This is a genomic window from Burkholderia sp. YHN3-13 (assembly GCF_055810675.1).
Map to the genome: position 1 here is coordinate 58,102 of NZ_JBVVNQ010000011.1, position 19,441 is coordinate 77,542.

Genomic DNA, 19,441 nt, shown 5'->3' on the forward strand with positions numbered 1-19,441 from the left:
TCAGGTCAACACGGCCTTGCGCGCGTCGCGCGAACCGCCGCCGCGACGACGGTTCGCGACCGGCGCATGCTCGGCCATCAGGTCGGCGACCCAGTCGACGAACACGCGCAGCTTTGCGCTGACGTGGCGGTTCGGCGGGAATGCGACGTACATCGGCATCGGTTCGAGTTGCCATGGCTCGAACAGCGGTACGAGTTCGCCCCGCGTGCGATACGCGGCGGCCATGTAGTCGGGCAGCCACAGGATGCCGAGCCCGGCGAGGCCGGCTTCGAGGTACGCATTGCCGTCGTCGACGGCGAGCACGTAGCGGCCGCGTACGGTGATCTGCTCGCCGTCGCGCGCCATCGCAAACGGCAGTGCCTTGCCGGTGCGCGCCCACAGAAAGCCGACGATGCGGTGATGCGTGCCTTCGAGTTCGCCCGGGTGCGTCGGTGTGCCGGCGCGCGCGAGGTAAGCGGGCGATGCGTATACGCCGAGCCGCAGGTCGCCGATGCGGCGCGCGATCAGCGAGCGGTCGGCCGGCTCGCCGCCGCGCACGACGCAGTCGACGTTCTCGCCGATCACGTCGACCACGCGGTCGCTCACGCCCATGTCGAGCTGGATGTCCGGATAGCGCGCGTGGAACGCGGGCAGCGCGGGGATCAGGATCAGGCGCGCGAGCGGGGTCGGCACGTCCACGCGCAGCCGCCCCGTCGGCGACGCCGACGCCGCGGACAGGCTCGTTTCGGCATCGTTCATGTCGGCCAGCAGCCGCACGACGCGCTCGTAGTATGCGGCACCGTCGGCCGTGACGACGACCTTGCGGGTCGTGCGGTGGAACAGCTTCACGCGCAGCCGCGCCTCGAGTTGCTGCACCAGTTGCGTGACGGTGGTGCGGCTCATGTGCAGCGTGTCGGCCGCCTTCGTGAAGCTGCCGGCCTCCACCACGCGGGCGAACGCCTGCATTGCGTCGAATCGATCCATCGGGTCAGGACTCCGCGGCGCCCGGACATTGTTTGGCGCGCGCAAACAGTGTTGGACAAGGTTGCCGGTTTATCCGCCGTGCAACGGTCCTTAAAGTGCCTTCATCGTTGAGACCGGGGCGGAGACGCCCCACCGACCGATGGAGGGGTTGAATGGCAAAGCGTAGCGTAGTTTTTCCGCCCGGTCGCCGGGCGCTGTATGACCGCAATCGCTATTCGCCGGCGGTGCGCGCGAACGGCTTCCTGTTCGTGTCCGGCCAGGTCGGCAGCCGCGACGACGGTTCGCCCGAGCCGGAGCTGGGCGCGCAGGTCCGCCGCGCGTTCGACAACCTGAATGCGGTGCTGCGCGCGGCTGGCTGCACGTTCGACGACGTCGTCGACGTGACGGTGTTCCTTGTCGATCCCGAGGAGACGTTCGAACGGATCTGGGCGATCGTCCCCGAATACTGGGGCGATGCGCCGCATCCGGCGCTGACCGCCGTCGGCGTGACCTGGCTGTACGGTTTCCAGTTCGAGATCAAGGCGATCGCACGGCTGCCGGAGTCGGCCGATGCGTGAGCGGGGCGCGTGCGTATCACGGCGCGACGGGCGGCTCCTGTTCATACGCGCGATGCAGTCGCGCGGCCAGCGACAGCGAATCGGGCAGCGTCGCCGTGCCGAACCGGCGCACGGCGATGCCCGGCGTCCACGAATTCATCACGACGGCGCCGGCCATCGACGGCAGGTCGGCCGGCGTCACTTCACGGTCGTGCTGCGCGATGCCCAGACGTGCCAGCTGCCGCCGCAGGATGCCCATCGTGACACCGCCGAGCATGCCGGCCACTGGCCACACGAGCGCGTCGCCGGTCCAGAACGCGATGTTCCAGATCGAGCCTTCGCTGATGCGTCCACGACGATCGATGAAGGCCGCGTCGTCGAACCCTTGCGCCGCCGCACGGCGCAGGAAGTGCGTTTTCGCGACTTCGCCGACGTGCTTGATGTCCGGCAGCACGCGCTCGTGTTCGAACAGCGCGAGATCGAGCGGGCCGGCCGGCCCCGACGACGGCGCGGCGGTGCGGATCAGCACGTCGAGCGCTTCGTCGTCGCGCGGCGCGGCGAATTCGCCGGTCGTCGCATGGACGGTCGCGCTCAGCGACAGCGCCGACGGCGCACGATCGAGCGCGGCGCGCAGGAACGCGCGAATCCGTGCATCGGGCAGCGCATGCCCGAACAGCGCGTTCGATGCATCGCGCAGCCGTGCAAGGTGCAGGTCGAGGCCGCGTACGCGGCCGTCGCGAACCTGCATCGCGGTGAAATGTGCGTGGCCCGCGAAAGCCAGCGCGGCAAGCGCATCGGGCGTGGCGGCCACGCCGTTGATGTGGGCGACGGACGGGAACGGTGCAGCGGTCATCGGCGAATCTCCAGGTTGGCCGCGGGCGCGGGGCGGCGCGGCATCTTCAAGAAAACCTATTGTTTGCCGATTGATGGTGTCGTGAAAAACGAGTAGTTTTGGAACGGTCGTCAAATTCTGTTTGAAGATCGATGGAACGCATGTGGCCTGGCACGCGCGCGCTGAGGACGTTCGAGGCGGCGGCGCGGCACCTGAATTTTTCGCGGGCAGCCGACGAGGTCGGGCTGACGCCGGCAGCCGTCAGTCACCAGATCAAGGAAATCGAGGCGCAGCTCGGCATCGAACTGTTCGTCCGGACGAGCCGCAGCATCCGGCTGACGCCGGCCGGCGCGGTGCTGGCTGCGGCAGCCGCCGATGCGCTGGCGAGCCTGCGGCACGCGACCGCGCGGGCACGGCGCATCGCGCGCGAGCGGACGGAGCTGCGCGTGTCGGTCGGCGCGCGCTTCGCGACGCACTGGCTGCTGCCGCGCCTGCCGCGCTTCAAGGCCGCGCATCCGGTGCTCGAACTGACGTTCGACATCACCGACCGGCTGCGCGATTTCGACGGCGACGACGTGGATGTCGCGATCCGCTTCGGCACCGGGCGTTATCGCGACGCGTGCGTGCAGCGCCTGTTCGGCACATCGGTCGTCGCGGTCTGCAGCCCCGCGCTGGTGTCGGCCGGCCCCGCGTTGCGCAAGCCGCGCGACCTGCTGCGCCACACGCTTTGCCACGCCGACTGCGAAGTCGACGGCGTGACCTGGCCGCGCTGGTCGGCGTGGATGGCCGCCGCCGGCGTCGACGGTTTCGACGACAGCCGGTGCGTTGCGTTTCCGGATTCGAGCCACGTCGTGCAAGCCGTGATCGACGGTACGACGATCGGCCTGGCGGAGCCGCACATGATTGCGCGCGATCTCGCGGACGGGCGCCTTGTCCGGCTGTTCGACGTGAACGTCGAGGTGGCGCCGGGGCTCGCGTATCACGTCGTGTATCCGGCGCACACGCAGGACGATCCGCGCATCGTCGCGTTGCGCGACTGGCTCGCGGACGAAGCGGCGATGGCGCACGCGTAGCGCGTCGTCGTGCGTGCTATCGTGCCCGCATTACCACCGCACGACGTCCGGCGCCGGACGTGCCCCTTCGATGAGCCAACCTGAAAACGACCTCAGGGTCCTGCTACGGACGATGCAACCCGAACTGCATCCGGGCGCGTTCGCCTTCGTGTCGCTGCCGACCGGTGCGGACGTATCGTTATCCGAAGTCATCGCGACGTTCCGCGAAGCGGAAGGGCTGACGGTCGTGGTCGAAGAGGCAACGGCAGCACGTCGCGGCTGGCCCGTGCTGTTCCGCGCCGCATGGATCACGCTCACCGTCCATTCCGATCTCGCGGCCGTCGGTCTCACGGCCGCCTTCGCGCGGGCGCTCGGCGCGGCCGGCATCAGCTGCAACGTGATGGCCGCCGCATGCCACGATCACATCTTCGTACCGGTCGACGACGGCCCGCGCGCGCGCGATGCGCTCGTTGCCCTGCAGCGCGACGCGATGCGCGGCTAGTGCCCGAAGTGCATGCGGCGCACGCGGCGCATGAAAAAAACAGGCCCGTCACCGGGCCCGCGAACGGAGAGGATCGCGCCGGCGACCGGCGCACGGCGGCTTACTTGACCGCGCCACCCTCGAACCAGGCGGCGAGCTTGGTCCGCTCGTCGTCGGTCATGTGCGTGACGTTGCCGATCGGCATCGCCTTCAGGCGCACGGCCTGTTCGTAGATACGCTGCGAGTTCTTCGACACTTCGTCCGGCGTGTCGAACATCACGCCTGCGGGAGCGCTGCCCATCAGCGTCGGCTTCGACGAGTGGCACTCGACGCAGCGCTGCTGCAGGATCGGCATGATGTCGTTGATCGCGATCTTCGGCGCGTTCGCGGCCTGCGCTTCCGGTGCGACCGGCTTCGGCATCGTCCACACCAGCGCGCCCGACAGCAGCGCGACGCCGCCGATCGGCAGGTACCACAACTGCTTGCCGCGGTGGCGCATCACGAAGAACTGGCGGATCAGCGCGCCGGCCAGCATGATCAGCACGAGCACGACCCAGTTGAACTTGTTCGTGTACGTCATCGCATAGTGGTTCGACAGCATCGCGAACACGACCGGCAGCGTGAAGTACGTGTTGTGCACCGAACGCTGCTTGCCGCGCTTGCCGTAGATCGGGTTCGGTTCCTCGCCCTTGAGCATCTTGTCGACCATCTTGCGCTGGCCGGGGATGATCACGAAGAACACGTTCGCCGACATGATCGTCGCGAGCATCGCGCCGACGATCAGGTAGGCGGCACGGCCCGAGAAGATGTGGCACGCGAGGTACGCGGCGACGACGACGTAGAGGCCGACGCAGATGCCGAGCACGCGGTCGTTGGTGCCGAGGATGCGGCACAGCGAGTCGTAGACGATCCAGCCGGCCGCGAGGAAGCCGAGCGCGGATGCGACGGCGACCACCGGGCCCATGTCGAGCACGCTCTTGTCGATCAGGTACGTGTTCGGCGCGAGCAGGTACAGCACGAAGAACAGCGAGAAGCCCGACAGCCACGTGGTGTACGACGGCCACTTCGACCAGTGCAGGTCATCGGGCATTTCCGGCGGGGCCACCGTGTACTTCTGCATGTTGTAGAACCCGCCGCCGTGCACGTGCCACAGCTCGCCGAACACGCCGCGCTTGCGCTGGTTCGCGTCGGTCGGCGGTTTCAGGCTGTTGTCGAGCGCGACGAAATAGAAGGACTCGCCGATCCACGCAATGGCGACGATGACGTGCAGCCATCGCAGCGCGAGGTTCAGCCAGTCGGTGATGAAGCCTTCCATGAAACTCCTCCAGACTCAATTCGTTTGTTCGATGCGGGCGCTGATTCGTCTGTCAGCTGCCGCGATAGGTGCTGTACGACCACGGCGACACGAGCAGCGGCACGTGGTAGTGCGAGCCGGCGTCGGCGATGCCGAAGCGGAGCACGACGCGGTCGACGAAGCGGGGTTCGGGCACCTTCACGCCGAGCGCCGCGAAGTAGTCGCCGGCATGGAACACGAGTTCGTATTCGCCGGTGGCGAGCGCGGCGCCTTCGAGCAGGGGTTCGTCGCAGCGGCCGTCGCTATTGGTCAGCACGGTCTTGATCGCGCGGCGCGATTCGCCGTCGAGCGCGTAGAGGTCCACCTTGATGGCCGCGCCGGGACGGCCGTGCGCCGTATCGAGTACGTGGGTAGTGAGCTTTCCCATTCGTTGTGTCCTTGTGTGAATGCGAGGTTCGGCGGCGACCCGATCCATTGACTATGCGGCGGATCGAGGCTCCACGTCACACGTGGCTACATACCCGTCGGCGAGATTGAAGCGAGCGCCGTGCAGGCATTGTAAAAAGGTTCCCCGTGCAAATACGTGCGCGATATCGAAGATAATGCGCCGAGCATGAGCGGCTGTCGACGGCCCGCCGGGCAAGGCTGCCGGCCCGGTTTCGGGCGCCGGGCGGCGCCGCGGGCGGCGTACCATATCGAAACCCTGAGGTACGGTATTCCGGTTCGCGCATTGTGCGCGGCGCGCGCGTGGGCGATCCTCCCGCCCTGCGCGTCGGCCCGTGGCCCGCGCGTACCCCGAAGACGGCGAGCACGCCGGGTAACCGGGCCAGGGCGTTCGAACGGACGCAGGCACCGGGGCGTGCCGCGATTCAGCGTTCGAACGGCTGTGTGACCGCCTCCAGGCAGCGCCTGGAGGCAGACCGACGCGGAGAACGCATGAACCTCGAGCAGCACGCTGGCGCACGCGCGCCGAACCCCACCTCATCCCGCCCGACCACCCTGCTGGTCAAGCACGCCGACGTGCTCGTGACCATGGACGACACGCGCCGCGAACTGCGCGATGCCGGGCTCTACATCGAAGACAACCGGATCGTCGCGGTCGGCCCGACCGCCGAGCTGCCCGACACGGCCGACGAAGTGCTCGACCTGCGCGGCCACCTCGTGATCCCGGGGCTCGTGAACACGCATCACCACATGTACCAGAGCCTCACGCGCGCGGTGCCCGCGGCGCAGAACGCCGAACTGTTCGGCTGGCTCACGAACCTGTACCGGATCTGGGCGCACCTGACGCCCGAGATGATCGAGGTGTCGACGCTGACCGCGATGGCCGAGCTGCTGCAGTCGGGCTGCACGACGTCGAGCGATCACCTGTACATCTACCCGAACGGCAGCCGGCTCGACGACAGCATCGGCGCCGCGCAGCGGATCGGCATGCGTTTTCACGCGAGCCGCGGCGCGATGAGCGTCGGGCAACGCGACGGCGGGCTGCCGCCCGATTCGGTCGTCGAGCGCGAGCCCGACATCCTGCGCGACACGCAGCGCCTGATCGAGACCTATCACGACGAAGGCCGCTACGCGATGCTGCGCGTGGTGGTCGCGCCGTGCTCGCCGTTCTCCGTGAGCCGCGACCTGATGCGCGATGCGGCCGTGCTCGCGCGCGAATACGGTGTGTCGCTGCACACGCACCTCGCGGAGAACGTCAACGACATCGCTTACAGCCGCGAGAAGTTCGGGATGACGCCGGCCGAATATGCGGAGGATCTGGGCTGGGTCGGTCACGACGTGTGGCATGCGCACTGCGTGCAGCTCGACGATGCGGGCATCGGCCTGTTCGCGCGCACCGGCACGGGCGTCGCGCACTGTCCGTGCTCGAACATGCGGCTCGCGTCGGGCATCGCGCCGGTGAAGAAGATGCGTCTCGCGGGCGTGCCGGTCGGCCTCGGCGTCGACGGCTCCGCGTCGAACGACGGCGCGCAGATGGTCGCGGAAGTGCGGCAGGCGCTGCTGCTGCAGCGGGTCGGGTTCGGGCCCGACGCGATGACCGCGCGCGAAGCGCTCGAGATCGCGACGCTCGGCGGGGCGAAGGTGCTGAACCGCGACGACATCGGCGCGCTGAAGCCCGGCATGGCCGCGGACTTCGCCGCGTTCGACCTGCGCCAGCCGCTGTTCGCGGGTGCGCTGCACGATCCGGTCGCGGCGCTCGTGTTCTGCGCGCCGTCGCAGACGGCCTACACGGTGGTGAACGGGAAGGTGGTAGTGCGGGAAGGGCGGTTGGCGACGCTCGATCTGCCGCCCGTCATCGAGCGCCACAACGCGCTGGCGCACGCGCTCGTCGAGGCCTCGCGCTGACGCGGGACCGACGTCGGGCGGCCGCCGCCCGACGGGGCGTGCCGCCGGCCGTCGTCGCGCCCTGAGCGGCCGCGACGCGCGACGACGGCGCGGGCCGTGCGTGCCGTTACGGCTCGATCAGCGTGCGGGTGGCTTCGGCGACGAGGCCGCGCAGCCAGCGCACTTCGTCGGAGTAATGGCAGCGTTCGTGCCACAGCTGGTAGTACTGCATCGGCGGGAAGTCGAGCGGCGCCGGCACGACCGACAGCGGCAGGAACTTCGCATAGTGATCGGCGAACAGGCGCGTGGTCGTGAAGATCAGGTCCGACTTCACGAGCACGTACGGCGCGAGGTTGAAGTACGGCAGCGTGACGACCACGTGGCGCTTGAGCCGCTCGCGCGCGAGATGCACGTCGATCGCGCCGCGCTGGCCGACCGAGTACGGCGTCGGCGCCAGATGCGGCGCGTTCAGGTACTGGTCGAGCGTGAGCCCGCCGCGCTTCGCGAACGGGTGCGTGTTGCTCATCAGGCAGACGATTTCGTCGACGAACAGGTTCGACAGGTGCAGCTGCTCGGGCGGCTCGGGCCAGTTGCCGACGACGATGTCGAGCTTGCCGTCTTCCAGCGCGAGCTCGTAGTCGAACGCCGGGCCGAGCGAATGGAACTCGAGCGTCGCGTTCGGCGCGGCCAGGCGGAAACGCTCGACGACGGTCGGCACGAACAGCACGTTCAGGTAGTCGGGGCAGCCGATCCGGTAGCAGCGGATCGACGTGGCCGGGTCGAAGTTGTGCTGCTGGAACTTGATGCGCTCGATTTCACGCAACGCGTTCTGCACGGGCTCGAGCAGGCGCAGCCCGTATTCGGTCGGCACCATGCCGGATTTGCCGCGCACCAGCAGCGGATCGCCGGTGATGTCGCGCAGGCGTCGCAGCGCGGCGCTGATCGCCGGTTGCGACTGGTTCAGTTTGACGGCCGCGCGCGTGACGCTGCGCTCCATCAACAAGGTGTGCAAGACGCGCAAGAGGTACGTGTCGATCGCCTCGCGTTGCTGACTCATGTTATCTCCGGTTTATATGGCTGGGCTGATCGAGGGATGGGGTGGGTATATTGTTTTTAATATGAACGAAAAGCAGCGTCAAGAGATGGATACCCGCGGCTACCCGCCGGTCGGGCCGCGACAAGGGGCCCGAACGAGGTGAAATGCGGGACGCGCGGCGCCGCGCGGGTCTGTATTGCGCGGATCCGGATCGCGACGCGGCGGGTGAGGCGACGGATGCGTCAGTCGTCGATGCGCATGCCGACCTTCAGCGTGACCTGCCAGTGCACGACCTGGTCGCCTTCGATGTGGCCGCGCGTTTCGGTCACCTGGAACCAGTGCAGGTTGTGCAGCGTCTTGCCGGCTTTCGAGATCGCGTTGCGGATCGCGTCGTCGCTCGATTGCCGCGACGAACCGGTCAGCTCGATCATCTTGTACACGTGGTCGCTCATGATGCGCTCCCTGGGATATCGGTCCGTATTGCCGGTGCAAGCCGCGGTCCCGAAGCGGTGCCGCGCGTGCCCGGCTTCTTGAGTGATAGGTATGATGGGCGGCAAGTGCAACCCGTATTGGAGACGAGGAACATCGTGGAAGTCGGATTTTGCGGACCGGGATTGATGGGCGCGCCGATGATTCGGCATTTGCTGGCGGCGGGGCACCGCGTCAGCGTGTGGAACCGCTCGCGCGACAAGGCCGAGGCGCTGGTCGGGGACGGTGCGCAGGTGGCCGGCACGCCGCGCGAACTGGCCGAACGTGTCGAGACGGTATTCGTGTGCGTGCTCGACGGCCGTGCGGTCGGCGACGTTGTGTTCGGCGAGCACGGGCTGCTCTCCGGTGACGCGGCGGCGCGCCGTCTGCTGCGCATCGTCGATCATTCGAGCATTCCGCCCGCGGCGACGCGCGACTACGCGGCGCGCGCGGCCGCGCTCGGGGTCGGCTGGGTCGATGCGCCGGTGTCCGGCGGCGTGCCGGGCGCGCAGGCCGGCACGCTCGCGGTGATGGCGGGCGGCCGCGCGGCCGATCTCGACGCGGTGCGGCCGCTGATCGACTCGTACGCGTCGCGTGTCACGCACATGGGCGACGCGGGCGCGGGCCAGACGGCGAAGCTGTGCAACCAGGCGATCGTCACCGCGACGGTCACGGCGATCGCCGAGGCCGTCGGTCTCGCACAGGCGAGCGGCATCGACGCCGCGCGCCTGGCCGAGGCGCTGGCCGGCGGCTGGGCCGACTCGGTGCTGCTGCAGACGTTCGTGCCGCGCATGACGTCGGGCGGTCATCCGCCGATCGGCGCGCTCGGCACGTTCCAGAAGGATGTCGATGCGATTGCCGATGCCGCGCGCGACACGGGCGCGGTGATGCCCGTGTCGGCCACCGTCCAGCAGGTGCTGCGGCTCGGTGCCGCGCAGGGGCTCGCGGGCGCGGATTTCGCCGCGTTCATCGACATCGTGCGGCCGGGCAACGGCCGCGGGCAGGCATCGTGACGGGCAAGCGGAGCGCGTGAATGACAGATGGGCCGCCCGGAGGCGGCCCATCGAATGGCTGGCGAATCAGCCGAGCGAGCGGGGTGTCGTGTCGCCGGCGTTCTGGCGGCCGAGCCCGCCGCGCAGGCTCGCTTTCGTGCCTGCACCAAACTCGGGCAGGATGCGCGCTCGCGCACGGCTCGCGAATACGAGGAAGCCGAAGCCGTTCGCCTCGTACCAGTAGCCGCCGTTTTCGAGGCCGTCGAGCGGCTGCTCGAGCGCGTTGGCGATCGATTCGATGCAGCGCTTGCGCAGCTCCGCGATCGCCGGATAGGGCGGCTGGGCGCCGCGCACGCTGCACAGGAGCACGTCGAGACCGGGCAGCACGTGCGCATAGAGGACGGGTTCGTCCTGCGCACGGGCGCGGGCAATCTTGGTGTCGAGTTGCGCAAACGGTTTCGAGTGGCGCAAGACCGCGAGGAACGACTCCTGGCCATCCTGTTGCGCACGCCGACGTTTTTTCGGGAAGGACATAAACACTCGCCTCAAAAACAATTGCAAGAAATGCGGCACTTTCATGCGACCCACTCCCGGCTATGTACGCCGCATGTCGATCCTTTATAGCACACGAAAATGCTGCATTCGTGCAGTACGACGATCAATGTCTCCCGTCGACCTGCTCGCCATGATCGACACAGCCAGCGTCTTGGCGCCCGTACTGTCGTTTAGTCTCCATCATAGACCTGCTTTTCCCGCGCGTGCATTCGCCCGTCACAAAAAAGTGAGATCGGCCGCTTGTGGCGGTGCGCCGCGCGCAATAAAAAGGCCCGCACGCGGCGGGCCTGGCGGGCGGAGCGCTTGGCGCTCAGCGCTGCTTGAGCGAATCGCGGATCTCGCGCAGCAGCACGGTGTCTTCCGGCGTCGCGGCCGGCGCGGCTTCTTCCGGCTTGCGCAGCTTGTTGATGAATTTCACCATCAGGAAAATGATGAACGCGAGGATGACGAAATTGATCGCCACGGTGATGAACGAGCCGTAACCGAATGCGGCGACACCGGCGGCCTGCAGGTCCTTGAACGAATCGGGATTACCCTTGAACGTCGGGGGGATGGTGCCGAGCAGAACGAACTTGTTCGAGAAATCCAGACCGCCGGTCAGCACGCCGATGACCGGCATGATGAGGTCTTTCACGACCGAGTCGACGATCTTCGAGAATGCGCCGCCGATGATCACGCCGACGGCGAGATCCATCACGTTGCCCTTGACGGCGAACTCCTTGAATTCCTTGATGATGCTCATGAGCGGCTTTCTCCTGGTTGGGGCGAGGGGAGGCGTGCCGCGACGCGCAGGATTGCTTTGCGTCGAATGAGGGTCGGTGGCACGCCGATGGCCGCATGATAACGAACGCTCCCCATTGCCGGTAGTCCATCTTGAAATGATTGACAAATCCGCGCGTGGGCGCGGCCGGCCGTGCAGCGGAGCATGGCGTGCGTGACGGAGCGCCGGCATGCGCGCCGGCGCCCGGTGCGTGGGTGCTCAGGTGTTGTCGTCGGTCCAGCCGTCGTCGTTGCTGCCGAGGTCCATGCCGCCGCCACCGCCGCTGCCGTCGCTCCAGTTCGAATCGTCGCCGCGGCCGAGGTCGAAGCCCGGGTCGGCTTCCTGCCGGCGGCGCTCGCCGTCGACGATCACGTCGCGTTCGACCACGCGCTCGCGGCCGCCCGACATCGCCTCGCCGAGCAGCACGCCGGTCAGCAGCCCGCCCATCCCGCCGCCGAAACCGCCGCCGCCTTGCTGGATCACGACGGGCGGCTGCTGTTGCGGATACGGCTGTTGCGGCGGGTAGGGCTGCTGATACGGCTGGCCCTGCGCGCCCGTCATGCGATCGGCTTCCTGCGCGTACACGGAGCCGCTGCCGTTCGCCGGTGCCGCGGGTTGCGCGGCCGGGTCGGGCCGGCCTTCGACGCGGGCCTTCACGCTCGCATGGCGTTGCTCGAGTTCATCGACGCGATACGGCGGCACCGGATTCTTGCCGTTCGACAGCGTCTCGACGAGCGTGCGCGCGTCGGCCTCGATCGTTTCGAGTTCACCCGTGAGCGCCGCGGCGCCGGGCGCCGTCGACAGCTTCGCGTCGAGTTTCAGCGGACGGATGTCGTTCAGCACGTCGGTCGCGCGCTTGAGCTGCGCGCGGCGTTCGTCGTCGGCGCGGCCGTTGTCGGCGGTGCGTGCGCGCCGCAGCGTCCAGCGCAGCACCAGCGCGATCACGGCGACGATCAGCCCGAGGCCGATCCACATGCCGGTCGACGGACCGTGTTTTTCGGCCGGCGCGACGGCCGGGGCGAGCCCCGGCTGCAGCGTGCCGGCCTGCGTGGCCGACGGCACGTTGCCGCTCACGCGCGCGGCGTCGGCGCGAATGCGCGACTCCGTCTGTGCGAACCGCGACGCATCGGTGAAGCGCAGTTGCGGATCGAGCGATTTCGCGCGCAGCAGCTGCGCGAGCGCGTCGGACGCGCGGCCCTCGCGGTCCAGCACCTGCGCATACAGGTAGCGCGCGTGCGCGTTGTTCGGATGGGCGTCGATGACTTGCGACAGCTGCGCGTCGGCTTGTTGCCAGTTGCGCTGCGCGATCGATTGCTCGACCTGCTGCAGCGACGGGACCGCGAACGCGGCGGACGACAGCAACATCAGCGAGAGGCCGAGTGCGGCGAGAGATTTCTTCATGGTCGAACCGGGCGCAGGCGCCCGTCTCCTGACGATCGGTTCGCGCCGCGCACCCGGGCGGGGCGCGGCACGTTTGCCGTTACTGCGCGGGCGTGTCGAGCTGCTTCTTCAGCGCGGCGAGGCGATCCTCGACCGACGGGCCCTTGTTCAGCGCGGCGAGCTTGTCGTCGAGCGCCTTGCCGCTCGACGTGTCGGCCGAATTCAGGCGTGCGTCCGAACGCGCGTTCTGCAGCGCGACCTTGTCCTCGAGCTTCTGGAAATCCTCGGACAGGTTCTTGCCGCCGATGCCGCCCAGCGCGCTGGCCGCGACGTCCTTCGCCTGCGCGATTTCCTGCTTGGCCTGCAGGATGTTCGAGCGCGCATTCAGGTCGTTGCGGCGCTGACGCATGTCGGCGATCTGCCCCTTCAGCTTGTCGACCGACGGCTCGAGCGTCGTCAGTTCGGCCGCGAGCGCATCGCGCTCGGCTTCCGCGTTCGACTGCGCGGCGAGGGCCTCGCGGGCGAGTGCTTCGTCGCCGGACTGCAGCGCACGTTTCGCGCCGTCCTCGTACTTCTTCACCTTGTCGTCGGCCGCATCGCGCTTGCTGCGCTGGGTCGCGACCTGTGCCTCGATCTCGATCAGCGAGTTCTCGGCGCGGCCGATGCTGTCGTCGAGCTCCCGCACGATCTGCCGTGCGTCGCGCGACGGATCCTGTACCGAATCGGCCGCATCGTTCAGCAGGCCTTTGATCGTGCGCGAAATAGAGTCGAAAAGCGACATGAAATCCTCCGTGGTTAAAGGCGCCGCGCATTCGCGGCCGTGCCCGCCGCGGGCCGGTTCCGACCCGCGTGAGCCGGCGGATATTACACCACCGGTTCACTTAAATACGGCTTAAACGCGTGAGTTCAAGCGGCGTGCGCATCAGGATGCCAAACCTTTCGCGGTTGAAAGAAAAAGCCGGCGACACGGCCCATTGCGTGTCCATCATAGGCCGAGGAGGCCGACAATACGTTCCGCAAATCACGGCATTGCGGGAATTTTTACAAAAAATCGCGAAGGCGCCCGGTCGATTTCATTAAAATGCGCTGTCACGTCGCGGGAACGGATCGCCGCGCGGCGGGGTCTGTCGACGTGACAGCCGCATCTCGATGCACCCACTCTGATTCATCCGCTTGCATTTCCGCATGCGTTCGAGGGCGCCACGACCGCCCGCCATTCCGACATGCCAATTATCAAACGACCGCCTTCTTCTTCCGACAGGAACGAACCCCACTACACGCTGCGCCGTTCGCCGTCCGGGGCCTATTACCCCGATGACGACGATCGTGACGACCGCCGCGCGCAGCAGCGCAGCGGCGGCGGCGGGCGGCGCCGCACGTTCGGCTCGCGCGTCGCGCTGTGGTTCGCCGGCCTGTTCGCGACGCTGGCGATCGTCGGCGCGCTGATCGTCGGCTATGCGCTGGTCGTGATGGCGCCGCAGCTGCCGTCGCTCGACGCGCTGACCAACTACCAGCCGAAGGTGCCGCTGCGCGTGTTCACGGCCGATCACGTGCTGATCGGCGAGTTCGGCGAGGAGCGCCGCAGCCTCGTGCGCTTCCAGGACATTCCCGACGTGATGAAGAAGGCCGTGCTCGCGATCGAGGACTACCGCTTCTACGAACACGGCGGCGTCGACTTCGTCGGCATCCTGCGGGCGGGCGTGGCCGACCTGATGCACGGCGGTGCGCGGCAGGGGGCGAGCACGATCACGATGCAGGTCGCGCGCAACTTCTTCCTGTCGAGCGAGAAGACCTATACGCGCAAGATCTACGAAATGCTGCTCGCGTACAAGATCGAGAAGGCCCTGACGAAGGACCAGATCCTCGAGCTGTACATGAACCAGATCTATCTCGGCCAGCGCGCATACGGCTTCGCGGCCGCCGCGCGCGTGTACTTCGGCAAGGACCTGAAGGACATCACCCTTGCCGAGGCGGCGATGCTCGCGGGGCTGCCGAAGGCGCCGTCCGCGTACAACCCGGTCGTCAATCCGAAGCGCGCGAAGGTGCGCCAGGAGTACATCCTGAAGCGCATGCTCGAGGTCGGCTACATCACGCAGCCGCAGTACGACGAAGCGATCAAGGAAGAGATCCACGTGCGCACGCCGGGCAACCAGTATGCGGTGCACGGCGAATACGTCGCCGAGATGGTGCGGCAGATGATGTACCAGCAGTACAAGGACGAAACCTATACGCGCGGGCTGACCGTCACGACGACGATCAACTCGGCCGACCAGGAAGCCGCGTACCAGGCCGTGCGCCGCGGCATTCTCGACTACGAGCGCCGCCACGGCTACCGTGGGCCGGAGGCGTCGATCAACCTGCCCGCGGCCGGCGACGAGCGCGACGAGGCGATCGACGACGCGCTCGCCGATCATCCGGACAACGGCGACCTGCAATCGGCGGTCGTGCTGTCGGCGTCGCCGAACGCGGTCGAGGTGCAGTTCGTCGGCGGCGCGACCACCACGATCGGCCCGGCCGGGCTGCGCTTCGTGTCGGCCGCGCTCGGCCCGCGCGCGAACAACGCGCTGCGCATCAAGCCGGGCTCGGTCGTGCGCGTGCTGAAGGACGGCAAGACGGGCTGGCAGGTCGTGCAGCTGCCGCAGGTCGAAGGCGCGCTCGTCGCGATTGCGCCGCAGGACGGCGCGATCCGCTCGCTCGTGGGCGGCTTCGACTTCAACAAGAGCAAGTTCAACCACGTGACGCAGGCATGGCGGCAGCCGGGCTCGTCGTTCAAGCCGTTCATCTACTCGGCGTCGCTCGACAAGGGGCTCGGGCCGGCGACGATGATCAACGACGCGCCGCTGTACTTCCCGCCGAGCGTGCCGGGCGGCACTGCGTGGGAGCCGAAGGACGACGACCAGCCGGACGGCCCGATGACGATGCGCACCGGCCTGCAGCGTTCGAAGAACCTCGTGTCGATCCGGATCCTCGCGTCGATCGGCACGCAGTATGCGCAGCAGTACGTGACGCAGCGCTTCGGCTTCGATCCGGCGAAGACGCCGCCTTACCTGCCGATGGCGCTCGGCGCGGGCCTCGTCACGCCGCTGCAGCTCGCGACCGGCTACGCGGTATTCGCGAACGGCGGCTACAAGGTCGATCCGTACCTGATCGCCGAAGTCGACGACGCGCGCGGCCAGCCGCTGCAGAAGTCGCAGCCGGTGATCGCGGGCGGCACGGCGCCGCGTACGATCGAAGGCCGCAACGCATACGTGATGAACAGCCTGCTGCACTCGGTCGCGACGGCCGGCACGGGGGCCGGCACCAACGTGCTGGGCCGCAGCGACCTGCAGGGCAAGACGGGTACGACGAACGACGCGAAGGACGGCTGGTTCGCCGGCTACCAGCAGTCGCTCGTCGCGGTCGCATGGATGGGTTTCGACCAGCCGAAGAGCCTCGGCAGCCGCGAATTCGGCGCGCAGCTCGCGTTGCCGATCTGGGTGAACTACATGCGCACCGCGCTGAACGGCGTGCCCGAGCAGCAGATGCCGATGCCGGACGGCCTGACCACGATCGACGGCGAGCTGTACTACGCCGATCGCACGCCGGGCAACGGCTTCGTCGCGAACGTCGACATCAACCCGGCCGAGAACGCGATCAGCGCGAACGACGCGCTCGGTTCGGCCGGCGCGGCCGGGCTGGCACCGCCGCCCGTCACGCCGCAGGAGAAGCAGCAGATCATGGACATGTTCGAGAACAAGTAAGCGATACGCGGTGCTTCGGACATGCGACGGGCGCCTTCGGGCGCCCGTTTTTCTTGTGCGAGTCGCGAGCAGCAGGAGAAGGTGAATCAGAACGATACGCAGGCCGGCGCGATCGTCACGCCGACCGATTGCTGGTGAAATCGCTGCATGTACGCCAGCCGGATCGCGGCGAGCCGTGTGCGCGTGTCGGGTGTATCGTCGGCGATGATACGGATCACGAAGCTGTCTTCACGCGTGACGCCGCCGGTCGCGCGGTCGCGCCACTGTCCGTGCGTGTCCCAGTAGGTGAGGCCGTCGGGGAAGCGCGGCGTGACCGTGTCGGCGAGAAACGTCGCGCGTTCCGCATCGGTGACGGGACCGCGCCCCGTGACGTCGCGCCCGAACAGCAGGTCGGCCTGCAGCATCCGGCTTTCGCCCGGTTGCGTGCAGGACACCGGTTGCGCGACGGGCGACGGCGCCGTCGCGCAACCGGCGAGCAGCGTGAGCGCCGCCGCGCATGCGACCAGCGTGCGTGTCTGCTCATTTCGTGACGATCGACCTTCGCGCGCGCAAAATGCTGCGCGCTCAACCACTTGCGTGCGTGTCCGGCGGGTTATCAACAGGGCTGTCAACATAATCTGGGGATAACCCTAGGGTGGTTCGTCGGTGCCCGATGTGGGGTCAGTGCTGCAGTTTCGCGTGCGCGAGGTGCATGCCGAGCGTGGCGGGATCGGTATTCGTGCCCGACAGCAGCACGCCGACGCGCTTGCCCTGCAGCGTTTCGCGCAGCGGGCCGAGCAGCGCGGCGAGCGCGGCCGCGCAGGCCGGTTCGACCGACAGCTTCAGGTGCGAGAACAGGAACAGCATCGCGGCGCGCAGCGCGTCGTCGGACACGGTGACGATGCGGTCGACGTGGCGCCGGCACAGCTGGTAGCTGTATTCCTCGGTGTGCGGCGCCATCAGCGAATCGGCGATGGTCTGCATCGCGCTCATCTTGATCGTGTGATTCGCCGCGAAACTGCGGCTCATCGCGTCGGCGCCTTCCGGCTCGACGCCGTACACGTGTACGCGCGGGTTCGCGAGCCGCAGCGCGGTCGCCATGCCGGCCGCGAGCCCGCCGCCGCCGATCGGCACGATCACCGCGTCGAGGTCGGGCGTCTGCGTCGCCCATTCGTAGCCGAGCGTCGCGGTGCCGAGGATCGTGTGATAGCCGTTGAACGGATGAATGAAGAAGCGGCCTTCCTCGGCCTCGATGCGGCGCACGAGATCGAAGGCCTGCGACGCGCTGCCCGCGAGCACGACTTCCGCGCGGTACTGCTTGCATTGCGCGATGCGCGACGGGCTCGCGGTGTGGAACATCACGACCTTCGCGCTGCTGCCGAGCCGCATGGCCGCATACGCGACGGCCGCCGCGTGATTGCCGGCCGACACGCAGGTGACGCCCGCGTTCTTGCGCGCCTCGTCCAGCGAGAGCAGGTGCGTGAACGCGCCGCGCGCCTTGAAGCTGCCGCTCGCCTGCAGCAGCTCGAACTTGAAGTTGACGTGCGTGCCCTCGAGGGACGGCAGGTCGGCGCGCTCGAACACGGGCGTGCGCGCGACCCACGGCGACAAAGCGAAATGCTGCGCGGCGATTTCGTCGAGCGTCGGAATCGGCTCGCCGTCGATCGTCGTATGGGCGGTGCCCTGTTGTTCGGTCGGCATGACGTGGCGGTGGCGGAGTGGGCCGGCCCGCACACGCGGGCCGGCGTGGCGGGAGGCAGTCAGTGCGCGTCGACCGACATGCTGCGGATGAACTTGCGCAGGAACTGCTCGCAGCCGGCGAGCTGCGCGAGCTCGACATACTCGTTCGGCTTGTGCGCCTGCTCGATGTTGCCGGGCCCGCACACGACGCTCGGGATGCCCGCGCGTTCGAACAGGCCGGCCTCGGTGCCGTACGCGACCTTGCGCTTGTCCTGGTCGGCCGTCAGCGCGCGCACGAGCTGCGTGATCGCGGCCTGTTCGGTTGCATCGAGGCCGGGCGCCGCGGCGATCTTCGAGAACTCGATCGCGGCGTTCGGATGCTCGCGCAGCATCTGCGGCAGCAGCGTTTCCCGCGCATACGCCTCGATGCGCGTGAAGATCTGCTCGGGGTCGAGCGTGGGCAGGTTGCGGAATTCGAAATCGAAGCGGCACTCGGCCGGCACCGTGTTGATCGCGTTGCCGCCCTGGATCGTACTCGTCTGCGCGGTCGTGAACGGCACGTCGTACAGTTCGTCGAACGGGCCTTCGGCACGGAAGCGGTCGGCGATGTCGCGGATATGGCAGATCAGGCGTGCCGCATATTCGATCGCGTTGAGCCCCTTCGGCGTCAGCGACGAATGGGCCGCGTGGCCGCGCACGCAGCAGCGGTACGCGTTGATGCCCTTGTGCGCGATGATCGGCCGCATGCTGGTCGGCTCGCCGACGATGCAGCCCGACGGCTGCACACCGCGCTTCACGAGGTCGGCGATCATCAGCGGCGCGCCCGCGCAGCCGATTTCCTCGTCGTAGGACAGCGCGAAATGGATCGGCTTCGCGAGCTTCGTCGCCTGCATCTCGGGCAGCAGCGCGAGCGCCGCGCCGATGAAGCCCTTCATGTCGCAGGTACCGCGGCCGTACAGGCGGCCGTCGCGGATCTCCGGCGCGAACGGGTTGCTGTCCCATTGCTGGCCGTCGACCGGCACGACGTCGGTATGCCCCGACAGCACGATGCCGCCGTTCGTCGCGCCGTCGTGCGCGGGCACGGTGGCAAACAGGTTCGCCCAGCCTTCGCGCGGATCGTGCGTGATCGTCGAAGCGATGCCCTTCGCGGCGAGTGCGTCGCGTACCGTCTCGATCAGGCCGAGGTTCGGCACGCGGCTCGTCGTGTCCATCGACACCAGTTGCTTGACCCAGGGCAGGCTGACGAGCGATTCGTCGCCCCGGGTTGCGGCGGAAGGCGCCGTCGCGTCGAGAGTGGACATGGCAAAACTCCGTCTGATGAATGGGAAAATCATACTCAAAAACGCGCCGGCCCGCCTTCGTCGG

At 67.9% G+C, this 19,441-nt stretch carries 19 protein-coding genes; 6 read left to right on the forward strand and 13 right to left on the reverse strand.

What is annotated here, in order from left to right; all coding sequences use genetic code 11:
- Complete coding sequence (locus AC0KUR_RS23475; protein ID WP_049032051.1) at window positions 1–963, reverse strand: LysR family transcriptional regulator; 963 nt, start codon at window positions 961–963, stop codon at window positions 1–3.
- A gap of 152 nt (window positions 964–1,115) precedes the next feature.
- Here AC0KUR_RS23475 and AC0KUR_RS23480 point away from each other — a divergent pair, with 152 nt between their 5' ends.
- Window positions 1,116–1,520, forward strand: a complete 405-nt coding sequence (locus tag AC0KUR_RS23480) for a RidA family protein (protein ID WP_034188799.1) — start codon at window positions 1,116–1,118, stop codon at window positions 1,518–1,520.
- Between the two features lie 16 nt (window positions 1,521–1,536).
- Here the strand turns inward: AC0KUR_RS23480 and AC0KUR_RS23485 are convergent, their stop codons facing one another.
- Window positions 1,537–2,352 (reverse strand): aminotransferase class IV family protein, encoded by an 816-nt coding sequence (locus tag AC0KUR_RS23485; RefSeq protein ID WP_473376480.1) that lies wholly within the window; start codon window positions 2,350–2,352, stop codon window positions 1,537–1,539.
- A gap of 131 nt (window positions 2,353–2,483) precedes the next feature.
- On the opposite strand from AC0KUR_RS23485, the gene AC0KUR_RS23490 reads away from it, so the two are divergent.
- On the forward strand, window positions 2,484–3,404 hold the full coding sequence (locus AC0KUR_RS23490; protein ID WP_473376481.1) for a LysR substrate-binding domain-containing protein: 921 nt from the start codon (window positions 2,484–2,486) through the stop codon (window positions 3,402–3,404).
- Window positions 3,405–3,474: 70 nt separating this feature from the next.
- Entirely contained in the window at window positions 3,475–3,885 is a 411-nt protein-coding gene (locus tag AC0KUR_RS23495; RefSeq protein ID WP_034188796.1) for an ACT domain-containing protein, read from the forward strand.
- 100 nt (window positions 3,886–3,985) lie between these two features.
- Here the strand turns inward: AC0KUR_RS23495 and AC0KUR_RS23500 are convergent, their stop codons facing one another.
- Window positions 3,986–5,179: a urate hydroxylase PuuD gene (locus tag AC0KUR_RS23500; RefSeq protein WP_473376482.1), complete on the reverse strand. Its 1,194-nt coding sequence runs from the start codon at window positions 5,177–5,179 to the stop codon at window positions 3,986–3,988.
- Window positions 5,180–5,231: 52 nt separating this feature from the next.
- On the reverse strand, window positions 5,232–5,585 hold the full coding sequence (uraH, locus tag AC0KUR_RS23505) for a hydroxyisourate hydrolase (protein WP_034188794.1): 354 nt from the start codon (window positions 5,583–5,585) through the stop codon (window positions 5,232–5,234).
- A gap of 509 nt (window positions 5,586–6,094) precedes the next feature.
- On the opposite strand from uraH, the gene AC0KUR_RS23510 reads away from it, so the two are divergent.
- Window positions 6,095–7,507 (forward strand): 8-oxoguanine deaminase, encoded by a 1,413-nt coding sequence (locus tag AC0KUR_RS23510; protein WP_069706301.1) that lies wholly within the window; start codon window positions 6,095–6,097, stop codon window positions 7,505–7,507.
- Between the two features lie 106 nt (window positions 7,508–7,613).
- On the opposite strand, the gene AC0KUR_RS23515 is transcribed toward AC0KUR_RS23510, so the two are convergent.
- Both AC0KUR_RS23515 and AC0KUR_RS23520 read right to left on the reverse strand, forming a co-directional pair.
- Window positions 7,614–8,543: a LysR substrate-binding domain-containing protein gene (locus tag AC0KUR_RS23515; protein ID WP_034188792.1), complete on the reverse strand. Its 930-nt coding sequence runs from the start codon at window positions 8,541–8,543 to the stop codon at window positions 7,614–7,616.
- Window positions 8,544–8,764: 221 nt separating this feature from the next.
- Window positions 8,765–8,974, reverse strand: coding sequence for a dodecin (locus AC0KUR_RS23520; protein ID WP_006493215.1), 210 nt, complete (start codon window positions 8,972–8,974; stop codon window positions 8,765–8,767).
- Between the two features lie 135 nt (window positions 8,975–9,109).
- Between AC0KUR_RS23520 and AC0KUR_RS23525 the strand changes: the two genes are divergently transcribed.
- The gene (locus AC0KUR_RS23525; RefSeq protein WP_034188791.1) at window positions 9,110–10,003 is read left to right on the forward strand and encodes an NAD(P)-dependent oxidoreductase; all 894 of its coding nucleotides are present in this window, start codon (window positions 9,110–9,112) and stop codon (window positions 10,001–10,003) included.
- Window positions 10,004–10,069: 66 nt separating this feature from the next.
- Here AC0KUR_RS23525 and AC0KUR_RS23530 read toward each other — a convergent pair whose 3' ends face one another.
- The 4 genes from AC0KUR_RS23530 to AC0KUR_RS23545 form a co-directional block, all read right to left on the reverse strand.
- Window positions 10,070–10,516, reverse strand: a complete 447-nt coding sequence (locus tag AC0KUR_RS23530; RefSeq protein WP_027784713.1) for a hypothetical protein — start codon at window positions 10,514–10,516, stop codon at window positions 10,070–10,072.
- Between the two features lie 331 nt (window positions 10,517–10,847).
- Window positions 10,848–11,279: a large conductance mechanosensitive channel protein MscL gene (gene mscL / locus AC0KUR_RS23535; protein ID WP_006487991.1), complete on the reverse strand. Its 432-nt coding sequence runs from the start codon at window positions 11,277–11,279 to the stop codon at window positions 10,848–10,850.
- A 237-nt stretch (window positions 11,280–11,516) separates the two neighbouring features.
- Window positions 11,517–12,698 carry a tetratricopeptide repeat protein gene (locus tag AC0KUR_RS23540; RefSeq protein ID WP_473376483.1) on the reverse strand — a complete coding sequence of 394 codons (1,182 nt, stop codon included), beginning with the start codon at window positions 12,696–12,698 and terminating at the stop codon, window positions 11,517–11,519.
- A 79-nt stretch (window positions 12,699–12,777) separates the two neighbouring features.
- Window positions 12,778–13,458: a PspA/IM30 family protein gene (locus AC0KUR_RS23545; protein WP_034188789.1), complete on the reverse strand. Its 681-nt coding sequence runs from the start codon at window positions 13,456–13,458 to the stop codon at window positions 12,778–12,780.
- A 442-nt stretch (window positions 13,459–13,900) separates the two neighbouring features.
- On the opposite strand from AC0KUR_RS23545, the gene AC0KUR_RS23550 reads away from it, so the two are divergent.
- Window positions 13,901–16,417, forward strand: a complete 2,517-nt coding sequence (locus tag AC0KUR_RS23550; RefSeq protein ID WP_059561779.1) for a penicillin-binding protein 1A — start codon at window positions 13,901–13,903, stop codon at window positions 16,415–16,417.
- An 86-nt stretch (window positions 16,418–16,503) separates the two neighbouring features.
- Here the strand turns inward: AC0KUR_RS23550 and AC0KUR_RS23555 are convergent, their stop codons facing one another.
- Genes AC0KUR_RS23555 through argE form a run of 3 tightly spaced genes read right to left on the reverse strand, consistent with a single transcriptional unit; the run spans window position 16,504 to window position 19,377 of the window.
- Window positions 16,504–17,031 carry a DUF3574 domain-containing protein gene (locus AC0KUR_RS23555; protein WP_082744777.1) on the reverse strand — a complete coding sequence of 176 codons (528 nt, stop codon included), beginning with the start codon at window positions 17,029–17,031 and terminating at the stop codon, window positions 16,504–16,506.
- Window positions 17,032–17,077: 46 nt separating this feature from the next.
- Window positions 17,078–18,097 carry a threonine/serine dehydratase gene (locus AC0KUR_RS23560; protein ID WP_034188787.1) on the reverse strand — a complete coding sequence of 340 codons (1,020 nt, stop codon included), beginning with the start codon at window positions 18,095–18,097 and terminating at the stop codon, window positions 17,078–17,080.
- 59 nt (window positions 18,098–18,156) lie between these two features.
- Window positions 18,157–19,377, reverse strand: coding sequence for an acetylornithine deacetylase (gene argE, locus AC0KUR_RS23565; RefSeq protein ID WP_473376484.1), 1,221 nt, complete (start codon window positions 19,375–19,377; stop codon window positions 18,157–18,159).
- Window positions 19,378–19,441: the final 64 nt, after the last annotated feature.